Annotated in this window: 15 protein-coding genes; 5 read left to right on the top strand and 10 right to left on the bottom strand. The window is 69.4% G+C overall.

The features are described from left to right. The first annotated feature begins 354 nt into the window (after positions 1–354). The gene (locus AB0D18_RS13775) at positions 355–954 is read left to right on the top strand and encodes a phosphatase PAP2 family protein (protein ID WP_362416428.1); all 600 of its coding nucleotides are present in this window, start codon (positions 355–357) and stop codon (positions 952–954) included. Here AB0D18_RS13775 and AB0D18_RS13770 read toward each other — a convergent pair. The 7 genes from AB0D18_RS13770 to AB0D18_RS13740 form a co-directional block, all read right to left on the bottom strand. After that, complete coding sequence (locus AB0D18_RS13770; RefSeq protein ID WP_362416425.1) at positions 887–1,342, bottom strand: hypothetical protein; 456 nt, start codon at positions 1,340–1,342, stop codon at positions 887–889. The genes AB0D18_RS13775 and AB0D18_RS13770 overlap by 68 nt on opposite strands. Positions 1,343–1,534: 192 nt before the next feature. After that, positions 1,535–2,956, bottom strand: a complete 1,422-nt coding sequence (locus AB0D18_RS13765; protein WP_362416422.1) for an FAD-dependent oxidoreductase — start codon at positions 2,954–2,956, stop codon at positions 1,535–1,537. A 32-nt stretch (positions 2,957–2,988) separates the two neighbouring features. Then, the gene (locus AB0D18_RS13760) at positions 2,989–3,810 is read right to left on the bottom strand and encodes an ABC transporter permease (protein ID WP_362416419.1); all 822 of its coding nucleotides are present in this window, start codon (positions 3,808–3,810) and stop codon (positions 2,989–2,991) included. Continuing rightward, entirely contained in the window at positions 3,810–4,733 is a 924-nt protein-coding gene (locus AB0D18_RS13755; RefSeq protein WP_362416416.1) for an ABC transporter permease, read from the bottom strand. The genes AB0D18_RS13760 and AB0D18_RS13755 overlap by 1 nt, the downstream gene beginning before the upstream one ends. Beyond that, complete coding sequence (locus AB0D18_RS13750) at positions 4,730–5,881, bottom strand: ABC transporter ATP-binding protein (protein WP_362416413.1); 1,152 nt, start codon at positions 5,879–5,881, stop codon at positions 4,730–4,732. The genes AB0D18_RS13755 and AB0D18_RS13750 overlap by 4 nt, the downstream gene beginning before the upstream one ends. 252 nt (positions 5,882–6,133) lie before the next feature. Next, positions 6,134–7,336, bottom strand: a complete 1,203-nt coding sequence (locus AB0D18_RS13745; protein WP_362416718.1) for a spermidine/putrescine ABC transporter substrate-binding protein — start codon at positions 7,334–7,336, stop codon at positions 6,134–6,136. Between the two features lie 114 nt (positions 7,337–7,450). After that, the gene (locus AB0D18_RS13740; RefSeq protein ID WP_362416410.1) at positions 7,451–8,965 is read right to left on the bottom strand and encodes a gamma-aminobutyraldehyde dehydrogenase; all 1,515 of its coding nucleotides are present in this window, start codon (positions 8,963–8,965) and stop codon (positions 7,451–7,453) included. Positions 8,966–9,171: 206 nt separating this feature from the next. On the opposite strand from AB0D18_RS13740, the gene AB0D18_RS13735 reads away from it, so the two are divergent. Further along, entirely contained in the window at positions 9,172–9,717 is a 546-nt protein-coding gene (locus tag AB0D18_RS13735; RefSeq protein WP_362416407.1) for an NADAR family protein, read from the top strand. 489 nt (positions 9,718–10,206) lie between these two features. Here the strand turns inward: AB0D18_RS13735 and AB0D18_RS13730 are convergent, their stop codons facing one another. Next, the gene (locus AB0D18_RS13730) at positions 10,207–10,851 is read right to left on the bottom strand and encodes a DUF4190 domain-containing protein (protein ID WP_362416404.1); all 645 of its coding nucleotides are present in this window, start codon (positions 10,849–10,851) and stop codon (positions 10,207–10,209) included. Positions 10,852–10,976: 125 nt separating this feature from the next. Between AB0D18_RS13730 and AB0D18_RS13725 the strand changes: the two genes are divergently transcribed. From AB0D18_RS13725 to AB0D18_RS13715, 3 genes are all read left to right on the top strand, one after another. Next, entirely contained in the window at positions 10,977–12,002 is a 1,026-nt protein-coding gene (locus AB0D18_RS13725; RefSeq protein ID WP_362416401.1) for an adenosine deaminase, read from the top strand. An 81-nt stretch (positions 12,003–12,083) separates the two neighbouring features. Beyond that, entirely contained in the window at positions 12,084–12,857 is a 774-nt protein-coding gene (locus tag AB0D18_RS13720) for a glycerophosphodiester phosphodiesterase (RefSeq protein WP_362416398.1), read from the top strand. Positions 12,858–12,916: 59 nt separating this feature from the next. Next, positions 12,917–13,696: an SAM-dependent methyltransferase gene (locus AB0D18_RS13715; protein ID WP_362416395.1), complete on the top strand. Its 780-nt coding sequence runs from the start codon at positions 12,917–12,919 to the stop codon at positions 13,694–13,696. A gap of 19 nt (positions 13,697–13,715) precedes the next feature. Here AB0D18_RS13715 and AB0D18_RS13710 read toward each other — a convergent pair whose 3' ends face one another. Both AB0D18_RS13710 and AB0D18_RS13705 read right to left on the bottom strand, forming a co-directional pair. Beyond that, positions 13,716–14,252 (bottom strand): hypothetical protein, encoded by a 537-nt coding sequence (locus tag AB0D18_RS13710; RefSeq protein WP_362416392.1) that lies wholly within the window; start codon positions 14,250–14,252, stop codon positions 13,716–13,718. Positions 14,253–14,297: 45 nt separating this feature from the next. After that, positions 14,298–15,527, bottom strand: a complete 1,230-nt coding sequence (locus AB0D18_RS13705) for a spermidine/putrescine ABC transporter substrate-binding protein (RefSeq protein WP_362416389.1) — start codon at positions 15,525–15,527, stop codon at positions 14,298–14,300. Positions 15,528–15,564 lie beyond the last annotated feature (37 nt).

The following is a 15,564-nucleotide window of genomic DNA, read 5'->3' as shown; positions in this document are numbered from 1 at the left end:
TCCGCACCCGGTCCGTGCCCGGGGCAGACTGTGCCTGTGAAGGATGTGTGGGGGGCCAATGGCGGGATCGCACTCCCGCTGTCGGACCCCCTCTTCCTCCCGTACGGTTCCTGGCAGATGAGAGAAACACCCCGCCCGCAGGGGACTGCGGGCGACGCCAGGGTCGCGCTTTCCCGGCACTTCCCTGGTCGTGCCTTCGCGCACACCACCCCCGGGGCCTCTGGCCCCGGAAATCCTCACCGATCGGACGGTGGCCCGCCCCACACCCCCCGGGGCGGCCGTCCTTCCGGTCCTGCCGACTGCCCCGGAGCCACCCCCCCTGCTCCGGGGCAGTCGGCCTTTGTCGTCACGGTGGTGACGAGCGCGCTGCTGTTCGCACTGATCACCTGGCAGGTCGTGGTGCGGGGCCCGCTGTCGGCCGCCGACACGGCTGCGGACCGCTCCCTCGTCGGCCGGGGGCCGGGCCGGCTCACCGAGTTCTGCGCCGACCTGGGCAATCTGCAGGTCGCCCTCCCGGTCCTGGCCCTGGGTATCGCGTACGCGCTGTGGCGCGGCCGGCGGCTGCTCGCGCTCGCCGCCGCCCTGGCGATGGCGGCGGTCCCGGCCGTCGTCGTACCGCTGAAGGTGCTGATCGACCGGCCGTCGCCGCTCGATCCGGCCGAGACCGGCTACTTCCCGTCCGGGCACGGGGCGACGGCGGCCGTCGCGTACTGCGGGGCCGCCGTCCTCCTCCGTACGGGGATACGCGGCCGGTGGCCGATGCCCGTCGCGCTCGTGCTCACCGCGGCGACCGGCATCGGCCTCGTACTGCGCGGATATCACTGGCCGTTGGACGTGCTCGGCAGCTGGTGCCTGGGCGTCCTCCTGCTCGCACCCGCGTGGTGGCTCAGTCGTCGCGCACCATCCGGCTCGCCGCCTCGTGCATCGCGAGCTCCAGCAGAGCCGGGTCGGTGAGGGTGCCCCGGCCGTCCGGGGCGACCAGCCAGCGGACGCCGCCGGTGGTGGCACGGCCCGGGTAGGGCACCACGATCCAGGTGCCGCGGCCCGCGCCCCGTACCCCCGTGCCGAGCCAGCGGGCGGCCGTGCCCGCCGGGACGAAGAATCCCGTCCGGGAGTCGCCGAAGTCGGCGAGCACCGGTCCCGGCCGGTCGACCAGGCGGGACAGCACCTCGAGCGTGGGACAGCCGAGTTCGCCCGGCAGGATCAGGACGTCCCAGCGGCGGCCGGCGGGCAGCAGCGCGACGCCCAGTGGGTTGCGTTCCCACTCCCACCGGCACGCGTCGGGGTCCGGGGCCACCGAGACCAGCCACTCCACCGCGGTCTTCGCTTCCGAGCCAGCCATCGCGCTCGGCCTCCTTCTCATCCTGTGCACAGACGGGCGGACAGTGCGTACACAGGGGGAGAGGGCCGCGGGCCGCGATCATTACGCGGGTTCCGGCATTTGTTGGCAGTGAATTCTCAACGGGTCCACTACGCAGTGGTGCGCCCCCGGTCGGACCGGGGGCGCACTCACTCGCTACGGGCTCTGGCGGGCTCAGCTGTCGAAGCCCAGACCCACCTTGTCCATGGCCTTCAGCCACAGGTTGCGCCTGCCGCCGTTGTCGTCGGCGCGGGCCATCGAGCGCTTGGTGATCTCGATGCCCGCCCAGGCGACCGGCTCGGGCGGGAACGGCAGCGGCTTGCTGCGCACCATCTCCAGCTCGGTGCGCTCGGTCTTCTTCCCGTCGAGAAGGTCGAGCATCACCTCGGCGCCGAAGCGGGTCGCGCCCACGCCGAGCCCGGTGTAACCGGCCGCGTACGCGACCTTGCCCGCGTGCGCCGTACCGAAGAAGGCGGAGAAGCGGGTGCAGGTGTCGATCGCGCCGCCCCACGCATGCGTGAAGCGCAGGCCCGCCAGCTGCGGGAAGCAGGTGAAGAAGTGCTCGGCCAGCTTGAGGAAGGTCTCCGGGCGGGAGTCCAGCTCGCCGCTCAGCCTGCCGCCGAAGTGGTAGACGGCGTCGTAGCCGCCCCACAGGATCCGGTTGTCCTCGGAGATCCGGAAGTAGTGGAACTGGTTGGCGCTGTCACCGAGGCCCGCCCGGTTCTTCCAGCCGCCGATCGACGCCAGCTGCTCCTCGGTGAGCGGCTCGGTCATCAGCGCGTAGTCGTAGACCGGGACCGTGAAGTGGCGCATCCGCTTGACCAGGGACGGAAAAACGTTGGTGCCGAGCGCCACCCGGCGGGCGAAGATCCGGCCGTACGAGGTGCGCACCGCGGTGCCGTTGTCGTCCGAGGCGAGCTGGGTGCCCTTGGTGTTCTCGTAGATACGCACACCCAGGTCGAGGCAGGCCTGCTTGAGGCCCCACGCCAGGCGGGCCGGGTTGAGCATGGCCACCCCGCGCTTGTCCCAGAGGCCGCCCAGGAACGTCGGCGAGTCGACCTCGGCGCGCACGGCGTCCGCGTCGAGGAGCTCCAGGTGCTCGGCGAGACCGAGCCGCTCGGCCTCCTCGTACATCTCCTGGAGGTCTCCGAGCTGGTGCGGCTCGGTGGCCACGTCGATCTCGCCCGAGCGCTCGAAGGCACAGTCGATGCCGTACTTGGTGACGGCCTCCTCGATGGCGTCGAGGTTGCGCATCCCGAGCTCTTCGAGCCTGCCGATCTCCTTGGGCCAGCGGGCGATGCCGTTGCCGAGGCCGTGGGTGATCGACGCGGCGCAGAATCCGCCGTTGCGCCCGGAGGCGGCCCAGCCCACCTCGTTGGCCTCGATGAGGACGACGTCCCGCTGCGGATCGCGCTCCTTGGCGATCAGCGCGGTCCACAGTCCGCTGTACCCGCCGCCGACGACCAGCAGGTCACAGCGCTCGTCCCCGGTGAGGGACGGCTCGGGGGCGGGCCGGTCGGGGTCGTCCAGCCAGTACGACAGCGGCTTCGCGCCGGAAAGGGATTGTGCGGCACTACGCATGGCAACCGGGGCCATGGTTTCCAACTCCTTCGGGGAACTACTGGGTCTTACTTGGGGCTTGCGCTGTTCTTCCGGCGGCTGGCGATGAGCTGGCCGCCGAGGACCATCAGCACGGCGATGATGAACATAGCTGTACCAATGACGTTGATTTGTACGGGTGTGCCGCGCTGGGCCGAGCCCCAGACGAACATGGGGAAGGTGACGGTCGAGCCCGCGTTGAAGTTCGTGATGATGAAGTCGTCGAACGACAGCGAGAAGGCGAGGAGCGCACCGGCCGCGATGCCGGGGGCCGCGATCGGCAGGGTGACCCGTACGAAGGTCTGGACGGGGCCCGCGTACAGGTCGCGGGCGGCTTCCTCCAGCCTCGGGTCCATCGACATCACACGCGCCTTGACGGCGGTGACGACGAAGCTCAGGCAGAACATGATGTGCGCGATGAGCACGGTCCAGAAGCCGAGCGGGGCGCCCATATTGAGGAAGAGCGTCAGCAGCGAGGCGGCCATGACGACCTCGGGCATCGCCATCGGCAGGAAGATCAGCGAGTTGATCGCGCCGCGCGCCCGGAACCGGTAGCGGACCAGCGCGAAGGCGATCATCGTGCCCAGGACGGTCGCGCCGAGCGTCGCCCAGGCGGCGAGCTGGAGCGAGAGGGAGAGCGAGCCGCACAGGTCGGCGACGCCGCACGGGTCCTTCCAGGCGTCCGTGGAGAACTGCTGCCAGGCGTAGTTGAAGCGCCCGTTGGGCTTGTTGAACGAGAACACCATCACGACGATGTTCGGCAGGATCATGTACGCCAGGGTCAACAGACCCGCGATGACGATGAGATTGCGGCGAAGCCACTTCACCGGTTGCTTCAAAGGCGTGGCCATCAGACGAGGTCCTCCGTCCCGGACTTGCGCATGTAGACGGTGACCATGATCAACACGATCGCCATGAGGATGAAGGACAGCGCTGCCGCCGTCGGATAGTCGAGCACCCGCAGGAACTGCGACTGGATGACCGAGCCGACCATCTTGGTGTCGGTCGAGCCGAGCAGTTCCGCGTTGACGTAGTCGCCGGCCGCCGGGATGAAGGTCAGCAGCGTGCCGGAGACGACACCCGGCATGGACAGCGGGAACGTCACCTTCCGGAAGGTCGTCGCCGGGGTCGCGTAGAGGTCCCCGGCCGCCTCGTGCAGCCTGCCGTCGATCCGCTCCAGGGAGGTGTAGAGCGGCAGGATCATGAAGGGCAGGAAGTTGTACGTCAGACCGCAGACCACCGCGAGCGGCGTGGCAAGGAGCCGGTCCCCCTCGGTCCAGCCCAGCCAGCTCGTCACGTCCAGGACGTGCAGCGTGTTGAGCACGTCGACGACCGGGCCGCCGTCCGCGAGGATCGTCTTCCAGGCGAGCGTACGGATCAGGAAGCTGGTGAAGAACGGCGCGATGACCAGCACAAGGATCAGGTTGCGCCAGCGCCCCGCCTTGAAGGCGATGAGGTACGCGAGCGGGTAGCCGAGCAGCAGACACAGGATCGTCGCCGTGCCCGCGTACAGCAGGGACCTGACGAACTGCGGCCAGTACTCGGTGAAGGCGTCCCAGTACGTCTGGAAGTGCCAGGTGACCTTGAAGCCGGCTTCGAGCGAACCCTGCTGGACGGAGGTCGACGCCTGGTAGATCAGCGGCAGCGCGAAGAAGACGACGAGCCACAGGATGCCGGGCAGCAGCAGCCAGTACGGGACGAGGCGCTTGCGCACCGACGCCTTGTGCACCGGGGGTTCTTCCACGGGGGGCGCTTGCGCTTCGGTGACGGTCACGAGGCGTCCTCCACCGACTGCACGCCCGCGTCGATGGCCTGGTCCGCGTCGAGCCCGAAGGTGTGCTCCGGGTTCCAGTGCAGGACGACCTCGGTGCCGGGCACCAGCCGCACGTCCCGCTCGACGTTCTGTACGTACACCTCGAAGTCGGCGCACGACGGGCTGTTGACGACGAACTGGGTGGAGACGCCGATGAAGCTGGAGGCGACGATGCGTCCGGTGAGGCGGTTGCGGCCGTCGGGGATCGTGCCCGCGTTGTCCGCGTGGATGATCGACACCTTCTCGGGGCGTACGCCCACCAGGAGCTTGTCGCCGGTGGCGGTCTGCGCCTGACATCGCTTGCCCGGCACCTTGAGCTTGGAGTCGCCGCAGGTCACCGTGGCAACGTCGGCGGCGGTCGAGGCGATCTGGGCCTCGATGAGGTTGGAGGTGCCGAGGAAGTTGGCGACGAAGGTGGTCTTCGGGTTCTCGTACAGGTCGGCGGGGGCGCCCAGTTGCTCGACCCGGCCGCCGTTCATGACCGCGACCTGGTCGGCCATCGTCATGGCCTCCTCCTGGTCGTGGGTGACGTGCACGAAGGTGATGCCGACCTCGGTCTGGATGCGCTTGAGCTCCAGCTGCATCTGCCGGCGCAGCTTGAGGTCCAGGGCGCCCAGCGGCTCGTCGAGGAGCAGCACCTGCGGGTGGTTGATCAGCGCGCGGGCGACGGCGACGCGCTGCTGCTGGCCGCCGGAGAGCTGGTGCGGCTTGCGCCCCGCGAACTGGCCGAGCTGGACCAGTTCCAGCATGTCGTCGACCTGCTTCTTGACCGACTTGATGCCGCGGCGGCGCAGCCCGAAGGCGATGTTCTCGGTGATGTCGAGGTGCGGGAAGAGCGCGTAGCTCTGGAAGACGGTGTTCACCGGGCGCTTGTACGGCGGCAGGTGCGTGACGTCGGTGGAGCCGAGGGAGACGGTGCCGGTGGAGGGGTCCTCCAAGCCGGCGATCATCCGCAGCGTCGTCGTCTTGCCGCAGCCGGACGCGCCGAGCAGGGCGAAGAAGGAGCCCTGCGGGACGGTCAGATCGAGCGGGTGCACGGCGGTGAAGGAGCCGTAGGTCTTGCTGATCCCGGCGAGGCGGACGTCGCCGCCTTCGGTCTTCTGAGTCATGGGTTGCGGTCCCAGGGGGGAGTCGGGGTGCGTCGGGGAGTGCGGGGCTGTCACGTACGTGACACGTACGCGGTGACATACGTGGTGACACATACGCGGTGACACGTGCGTACGACTGGTGGTACGTGCGGCTGGTGGCGCCTGCGCGAGGTGTGACACCTGCGCGCGGTGGCGGTGACGCGTGGTGCCGGCCGCGCGTGGTGCTGACCGCGCGTGCCGGTGACGCGTGGCGCCGGCTACGCGTGGTGCCGGCTACGCGCCGATGAGCTTGGCGAACTTCTCCTCGTACGCCTTCTCCTCCGCCTCGCTCAGCGGGCGGAACGGATGCGACTTGGCGGTCATCGCCTTGTCGGGAAGGATCAGCGGCGAAGCGGCCAGGGCCTTGTCGAGCTTGGCGAGTTCCTCGCGGACGCCGTCGACGGGGCAGACGTAGTTGATGTACGCGGCGAGCTGCGCCGCGGGGCCCGGCTCGTAGTAGTAGTCGATCAGCTTCTCGGCGTTGGTCTTGTGCCGCGCCTTCGCCGGAACCAGCAGATTGTCCGAGGAGGAGATATAACCGGCCTCGGGAATCGCGAACTTCACCGCCGGGTTGTCCGCCTGGAGCTGCACGATGTCACCGGCCCAGGCGACACAGGCCGCCAGGTCGCCCTTTTCGAGGTCGGCGGTGTAGTCGTTGCCGGTGAAGCGGCGGATCTGCTTGCTGTCGACGCCCTTCTGCAGTCGGGCGATCGCCGCCGAGTAGTCGTCGTCGGTGAACTTCTCCGGGTCCTTGCCGAGGTCGAGCAGCGTCATCCCGATGCTGTCGCGCATCTCGGAGAGGAAGCCGACCTTCCCCTTGAGCTTGGGGTCGTCGAGCAGCTGGGAGATCGAGTCGACCTTGCGCCCGCCGGTCGCCTTCTCGTTGTACGCGATGACCGTGGAGATGCCGGTCCAGGGGTACGAGTAGGCACGGCCCGGGTCCCAGGAGGGGTTGCGGAACTGCGCGGTGAGGTTGGCGTACGCGTGCGGCAGGTGCGTGGGGTCGAGCTTCTGCACCCAGCCGAGCCGGATCAGCCGGGCGGCCAGCCAGTCGGTGACGCAGATGAGGTCGCGGCCGATCTCCTGGCCGTTGTGCAGCTGCTGCTGGATCTTGCCGAAGAACTCGTTGTTGTCGTTGATGTCCGCCGTGTACTTGACGGAGATCCCGGTGCGCTTCGTGAAGGCTTCGAGGGTCGGATATCCCTTGTCGTTCTCACCGACGTCCATGTACTCGGTCCAGTTGGAGAAGACGACCTGCTTCTCCTTGGCCGACAGGTCGTCCGAGACCGCTGCCGCTTGGCCCTTGCCGCCCGCGGCCGGAATACCGCAGGCGCTGAGGGCCCCGATGCCACCGAGGGCAAGGGCCCCGCCGCCGGCGGCGCGCATCAGTGAACGGCGGGTCAGTGCACCCCGGCCGCTCGTGATGCTGCGCCGCATGGCACTCTCCACGGCGCTCACGGATTCCGTGCCGCCCGCGGGGAGTCTCCCGTACTGGAACTTCTCCATGCGCATTGCCCTTTCGGGTGGGTTGCCGCTGGTCAGGCGGACTCTTTATCGGTCCCCGAAGATCGTGCGGTGCCAGTCCTTGCGGACCACCGCGGTGTTGTCGAACATGACGTGCTTGACCTGCGTGTACTCCTCGAAGGAGTACGCCGACATGTCTTTGCCGAAGCCGCTGGCCTTGTATCCCCCGTGCGGCATTTCGCTGAGGATCGGAATGTGGTCGTTGACCCACACACAGCCCGCCTTGATCTCGCGGGTGGCGCGGTTCGCGCGGAACACGTCACGGGTCCAGGCGGAGGAGGCCAGGCCGTACGGGGTGTCGTTGGCGAGCGCGATGCCCTCGTCGTCGCTGTCGAAGGGCAGCACGACCAGCACCGGACCGAAGATCTCGTCCTGGACGACCTCGCTGTCCTGGGCGGCGTCGGCGATCAGAGTCGGCCGGTAGTACGCGCCGTCCTTGAGGTCGCCGCCCGGGGCCTCGCCACCCGTGACGACGCGCGCGTAGCCACGTGCCCTGTCCACGATGGCGGCGACGCGGTCGCGCTGGGCGAAGCTGATGAGCGGGCCGAGGTCGGTCGACTCGTCGAACGGGTCCCCGAGCCGTACGGACTCCATCAGCTCGGCGACACCGCTCACGAACGCGTCGTAGAGCGGGCGCTGTACGTAGGCGCGGGTGGCGGCGGTGCAGTCCTGGCCGGTGTTGATGAGCGAACCGGCGACGGCGCCGTTGATCGCCGCTTCCAGATCCGCGTCGTCGAACACGAGGAACGGGGCCTTGCCGCCCAGCTCCAGGTGCAGCCGCTTGACCGTCGAAGTGGCGATCTCGGCGACCCGCTTGCCGACCGGGGTGGAGCCGGTGAAGGAGGTCATGGCGACGTCGGGGTGGCCGACGAGGTGTTCGCCCGCGTCCTTGCCCGCGCCGGTGACGATGTTGATGACACCGTCCGGCAGCCCGGCCTCCTTCGCGGCCTGCGCGAACATGATCGAGGTGAACGGGGTCATCTCGGCCGGCTTCAGCACGATCGTGTTGCCCGCGGCGATGGCCGGAAGCACCTTCCACGCGGCCATCTGGAGCGGGTAGTTCCAGGGCGCGATCGAGCCGACCACGCCGATCGCCTCGCGGCGTACGTACGAGGTGTGGTCGCCGTCGTACTCCCCGGCGGACTTGCCCTCCAGATGACGGGCGGCGCCCGCGAAGAAGGCGACGTTGTCGACCGTCCCCGGAACGTCGAACTCGCGCGACAGCTTGATCGGCTTGCCGCACTGGAGGGACTCGGCGTACGCGAAGTCCTCGGCCTGCTCGGCGAGTACGGCCGCGAACTTGTGCATGGCGTCGGAGCGCTCGCCCGGGGTGGCCCCGGACCAGCCGGGGAAGGCGTCCTTGGCGGCCGCCACGGCCGCGTCCACGTCATCTCTTCCGGCCAGCTCGTACGTATAGATCCCCTCGCCCGTGGCGGGGTTCACGACCGTGTGAGTACGACCCGAGGTACCGGGACGCAACTGCCCGCCGATGTACTGTGCGCCGCCTTCGAAACGGTCCTGCACCTGGAAGCGGTTGCCCATGACGCTCTCCTCCGCCGTTCACCCCGTCATACGGGGGTCGGCGTAGCTCCAGCTTGATTTGATTGCCGATCCTGACAGAGCAGGGCGCCGCCAACAAGTGATTCCGTTGTTGCCTTTTGGTTACGCAACGAATTCGGTCGACCGTGTGTCGAGTCGGCACGGAAATTCCGTACGGAGTGTCAGTGGCGGATGCCAGACTCGCATGCATGGGGAAGATCGAAGAGCTTACGGCGCAGGTCAACCGGGGCGAGCGCGTCAAATTCCTGCACTTCTGGGGTCACCGTCCACGACCGGACGGCTCGCTCGGACCGAGCATTTTCAGCCAGTGGTGGCCATCGCCCTTCACGGTGGACGGGACGGTCTACGCCACCGCCGAGCACTGGATGATGGCCCGCAAGGCGGCCCTCTTCGGCGACGCGGAGGCGGAGCGGGCGGCACTGACGGCGCGGACACCGGCCGAGGCGAAGAAGGCGGGCCGCCTGGTCCGCGACTTCGACGAAGCCGTCTGGGTCCGCTCCCGCTACGACATCGTCGTCACGGGCAACACCCACAAATTCACCCAACACCCGTCCCTGGGCGCGTACTTGCTGGGCACGGGCTCGCGGGTACTGGTCGAGGCGAGCCCCCTGGACCGCATCTGGGGAATCGGCCTCGCAGCCGACGACCCCCGCGCCTCGTCCCCCGCCGAATGGCGCGGCCAAAACCTCCTGGGCTTCGCCCTCACCGAAACCCGCTCCCACCTCACTGCCTAGGGCAGCGGGTGCGTCGTGGCTGGTCGGTGAGCATGTGCGGGCACGTCGTGGCTGGTCGGTGGGCATGTGCGGGCGCGTCGTGGCTGATCGCGCAGTTCCCCGCGCCCCTAACTGCCTGCCCCTCAGCCCCTAGCCTCCCTAGCCTCCTTGGGCAGCGGGGCCGCCCCCCGGGGGCGGAACGGGTGGGCAAGGGGGCGGCCCTCACGCGGAGCCGCACCCCTCGCTCCCGCCCACACTCGGCACGCCGAAGAGGGGCACGGGAGGGGCGGCGGTGCTCCTACCCGGAGCGAGGGGTTCCGCTGTGCCCACCCTTCCCCAAGCTCTCAACTCCGTTCGAGCAGGGGAGACCCCACTCGCCCCAGCGGAACGATTGCCCACAGCGTGGCGGAACACCTGCCCACAGCGGCAGCGTCGCCGGAGCAGCGACACGCCCCCCGTACCCACCGCGCAGAGGCCACGCGCCCCGCACCCCCACCCGTAAAACCCCCGCTACAGGCCGCCGCTCACAGCCGCCCAGATGATGAAGCCCAGGAACGCGGCCCCGATCGCCATTCCGATCGACCCCGTGATGATCCCCGCCAACGCCATCCCCGCGTTGTTCGCCTCGCCCCGTTCGGCCTTCTTCCGGCCCAGGATGCCGAAGATCAGGCCCATCGCGCCGAGGACGATGCCCATCACGCCGTACACACAGAACAGGCAGATGGAGAGGATGCCGAGCACCATCGCCGCGACACCGAACCCGTTCTGCGGCTGCCCCTGCCCGGTCCACCCGGACGGCCCCGCGTACCCCGGGTAGCCGGGATATCCCCCGCCGTAGGGCGCGGACGGCGCGGCGGGATACGCCGACGGGTATCCGTACTCCCCCGGCGTGACCCCGGGCGGCGCCCCCTGCACCGGGTACCCGTACGCAGCGGGAGCCCCCGGAGCCGGGGCCGGAGCCGGGGCCGGCGCAGAACCGGGAATCGCGTCCTCCGGCCCCACCCCCGCCGTCGGCATCGACGTCACCGTCGGCTGCTCGTGCACCGGATTCCCGGACGGCGCGCCCGGCTTGTCCAAGGGCACGCGGTTCCCCGAGCCCTCCGGCGGTGCCCACGGGTCCGGCGCCCCCGAAGGCTGCGGCGTGTTGTCTGACATGGGCCCTCCCCCATCGTGGTTCCCGGTCATGCTACGGCGTACCCCACTTGGCCCAGCGCCCCGCCTACGATGATCCCGAGCACTCACGCGCCGCCCGGCGTACCACCCCGCATCAGGAGGATCCGATGTCAGACCTGCGCCCCTTCATCGCGGGCCTGCCCAAGGCAGAGCTGCACGTCCACCACGTCGGATCCGCCTCTCCCCGCATCGTCGCCGAGCTGGCCGCCCGGCACCCGGACTCCAAGGTGCCCTCCGACGAGGAAGCCCTCGCCGAGTTCTTCACGTTCACGGACTTCGCGCACTTCATCGACGTCTACCTGTCCGTCGTGGACGTGATCCGCACGCCCGAGGACGTCCGGCTCCTCACCTTCGAAGTGGCCCGCGACATGGCCCGGCAGAACATCCGGTACGCCGAGCTGACCGTCACCCCCTTCAGCTCGACCCGCCGCGGCATCCCGGCCGACGCCTTCATGGCGGCCATCGAGGACGCCCGCAGGGCCGCCGAGTCCGAGCTGGACGTCGTACTGCGCTGGTGCTTCGACATCCCCGGCGAGGCCGGTCTGGAGTCGGCGGAGGAGACGGTACGGCTCGCCCTGGAGCACCGCCCGGAGGGCCTGGTGTCGTTCGGTCTCGGCGGCCCGGAGATCGGTGTGCCGCGCCCGCAGTTCAAGCCGTACTTCGACCGGGCCGTCGAGGCCGGCCTGCACTCCGTTCCGCACGCCGGTGAGACGACGGGCCCGGAGACCATCTGGGACGCGCTGCGGGACCTGCGCGCCGAGCGCATCGGCCACGGCACCAGCGCCGTCCAGGACCCGGAGCTCCTCGCCTACCTGGCCGAGCACCGGATCCCGCTCGAAGTCTGCCCGACCTCGAACATCGCGACCCGCGCCGTCGCCGACCTCGACGAGCATCCGATCAAGGAGATGGTCGCGGCGGGCTGCCTGGTCACGATCAACAGTGACGACCCGCCGATGTTCGGCACCGACCTCAACAACGAGTACGCGGTCGCGGCCCGCCTCCTCGGCCTGGACGAGCAGGGCCTGGCCGCCCTCGCGAAGAACGCCGTCGAGGCGTCCTTCCTCGACCCGGCGGGCAAGGCGAAGCTGTCCGCCGAGATCGACGCTTACACGACGGAGTGGCTCGCCCGCTGAGCACCGCGGAACCGTTCACCAGAGCCATTCACCAGAACCGTTCACTGAGCGACCTCTGGCCCCATCGCCAAGAATGACCTCATGAGCACCGACAGCCACACCGCCGTCGCCGACGTCCGCTCCGATGTCCCCGCCGGTGTCCTCGCGGATGTCCCCACCGGTGTCCTCGCCGTGGGCCATCGCGGCGACCCGTACCGCTTCCGCGAGAACACGCTCGCCTCGATCCGCTCGGCGCTGACCCTCGGCGCCGGCGCGGTCGAGGTGGACGTGCGGCTGACCCGCGACAACGTCCCGGTACTGCTGCACGACGAGACACTGAAGCGGCTCTGGGGCCACGACCGCTGGCTCGTCGACCTCACCAAGGCGGAGGTCGACGAGCTGACCGGGCACGGCGTGCCGACCCTGCGCGAGGCGATCCTCGCGGTCGGCGCGCGCCGCCTGATGATCGACCTCCACGGTGCGCACGACGCGCTGGTGCGCACGGTGGTGGGCGCCGTCCGCGAGGCGGGCGCGAGCGAGCGGATGTACTACTCGGGCAGTCCGACCGCCATGCTGCGCGTACGGGCCGCGGACCCGCACGCCGAGATCGCCCTGACCTGGGAGTCCTGCGCCCCGCCGCGCCCCGAGCTGCTGGCGGCGATCGGCCCGCGCTGGCTCAACTACCGCTTCGGCCTCGTCGACCGCACGCTCACCACGTACGCCCACCGGCAGGGTCTGCTGGTGGGCGCGTGGACCCCGGACACCGCACGCAGCATGCACCGGCTGCTCGCCGCGGGCGTCGACGCGATCACCACCAACCGCCTCGACCTGCTCGCGACGACCGTAGCCAAGTACCGCTCGGCTCTGCGGAGTTGATCCGTCCGGCATGATGGGCCCCTCGCCACCCCCGCACCGGAGGAGAGAGGGAACCACGGATGCCCGAAGCGATTCGCACCGACATCGCCCACAATGCCCGCGTCTGGAACTACTGGCTGGGCGGCAAGGACCACTACCCCGTGGACACGGCGGTGGGCGAGCAGGTCACCGCCTTCTACCCGAGCATCGGCGAAGTGGCCCGTGCCGACCGGCGGTTCCTCGGCCGCGCGGTGTCGTACCTGGCGGGCGAGGCCGGGCTGCGCCAGTTCTTGGACATCGGCACCGGGCTCCCCACCGCCGACAACACGCACCAGGTCGCCCAGCGCATCGCCCCGGACGCCAGGATCGTGTACGTCGACAACGATCCGGTCGTCCTGGCCCACGCCCGCGCCCTGCTGACCGGCACCCCCGAGGGCCGCACCGCGTACATCGACGCGGACGCCCACGACCCCGACAGGATCCTCCAGGAGGCGGCCCGCACCCTGGACCTGGACCGCCCGGTGGCACTGATGCTGCTGGGCATCCTCAACTTCGTGGCGGACACGGCCCAGGCCCGGGAGATCGTACGCACCCTCCTGGACGCCCTCCCGCCCGGCAGTCACCTCGCCCTCACCCACCCGACCCTGGAACTGGGCGGCGAGGGCAACGAGGCCGCGATGGCGTTCTGGAACGAGAACGCGACCCCGCCGATCACCGCCCGCACCCGCACCGAGTTCGCCTCGTTCCTGGACGGCCTGGAGATCCTGGACCCGGGAATCGTGTCGTGCGCACGCTGGCGCGACGAGGACCCGCGGACGGCACAGGTGGCCCAGTTCGGCGCGGTGGCCGTCAAGCGTTGACGCGCTTGCGAGAGGCGGCCTAGCGGATCGACGCGAGCGCCGCCCCCGACACCGCGACCGGCGCCGTCAGCGCCTCCAGCCGCTTGATCTTCCGCCGCACGATCGCCAGCGGAATCACCCCGAACACCCCGAAGGCCATGTCGATCAGCGACCAGCCGAAGGGAATCCCCCGGACCGGCCCGCAGATCAGGGCGAGCGGAACGATCCCGGCGCAGGCGATCATCCCGAACTCGATCACCCAGATGTTCCGCACCGGATCGCGGTATGGACCGTAGAAGGCGACCGCGATCACCAGGTGGGCAAAGGCGAGCCAGTCCGTCCCGTACAGCACGAACGGGTACTTCGCCTCGGTGGCGACGAGCCCCTCCCGGCACCGCTCGATCCACTCCATCAACCCGGGCATGACATCGGGCAGCGGGGACGACTTCAGCACGTCGGCCAGCCAGTTGAGCTCCGTGACGAGCGGGAAGGCGGTCAGCCCGCTCAGCACGAGGCACACGATGAAGAAGATCAACCACACACGGATGCGCCTCAGCTGGGCGGCGGGCTCGTTCATGTCCGCAGCGTACGAGCACCTTCACGCGAGCTTTACGGGTCCCCCCTACAGCCCCACGATCCCGTTCCACGTCTTCGCGAATTCCAGCCGCTCCTGGGCGGTGATGTCGCGCGCGATGACGAGGCGCTTGCGGACCTCGCCGTCGGGGAAGATCAGGGGGTCCTCGGCCAGTGCGGCGGTCTCCTCGTCCTTGGAGGAGGCGATGATGTCGCGGGCGGCCGGCACCGGGCAGACGTAGTTGACCCAGGTGGCGAGCTCGGCGGCGACCTCGGGGTCGTAGTAGTGGTCGATCAGCTTCTCGGCGTTTCGCTTGTGCTTGGCGAGGTTGGGGATCATCAGCGACTCCGCCCAGAGCTCCGCGCCCTCCTCCGGCACCACGAACTCGATGTCCGGGTTGTCCGCCTGGAGTTGGATGACGTCCCCCGAGTACGCCTGGCAGGCCAGCACATCGCCCGAGGCGAGGTCCTTGACGTAGTCGTTGCCGGTGAAGCGGCGGATGTGCTTCGACTCGACCAGCTTCTCGACCTGCTCGCACATCCGGTGGAAGTCGTCCGCGGTCCACTGTGTGACGTCCGCGCCGAGGCCCTGCATCAGCAGTGAGAAGCTCTCGTCGAGCCCGGAGAAGAGCGTCACCTTCCCCTTGAGCTCGGGCCGCCACAGGTCCGACGTGTGCTTGATCTCGCGGCCGAGCTTCTTGCGGTTGTACGCGATGCCGGTGATGCCGGACTGCCAGGGCACGCTGTGCAGCCGGCCCTTGTCGAAGGCGGGGCCGCGCAGCTGCGGGTCCAGGTACTTCGCCACGTTCGGCTGCTTGGCGCGGTCCATCTCCTGCACCCAGCCGAGCCGTACGAAGCGGGCGGCCATCCAGTCGCTCATGACGATCAGGTCGCGGCCGGTCTCCTGGTGGTTCATCAGCGCCGGGCTGACCTTGCCGAAGAACTCGTCGTTGTCGTTGATCTCCTCGGTGTACCGGACGGATATCCCGGTGCGCCTGGTGAACTCGTCCAGCGTGGGCCGCTTGGACTTGTTCTCCTCGTCGGTGTCGATGTAGAGCGGCCAGTTGGCGAACTGGAGGCTTCTGTCCCGGTCGGAGGAGTCCGCAGCGGCCCGCTCCCCCGGCTTGACGTACGCGGCGGGGACGCCGCACCCGGTGAGCGCGGCGAGCGCGCCCGTCGTACCGATTCCGTACCCGATACCGCGGAGCACCGTACGGCGCGAGAGACGGCGTGCGGGACGGCGTGAGAGACGATGCGAAACGCGACCAAGATCACCCATGGCGTTCACCCTCCCGGAGCGTACGAGGGGCGGGCAA

The organism is Streptomyces sp. NPDC048442 (assembly GCF_040651475.1).
In the GTDB taxonomy this organism is placed as follows: Bacteria; Actinomycetota; Actinomycetes; order Streptomycetales; family Streptomycetaceae; genus Streptomyces.
The sequence above is the reverse complement of the archived record's forward strand: the minus strand, read 5'-3'. Positions and strand labels throughout refer to the sequence as shown.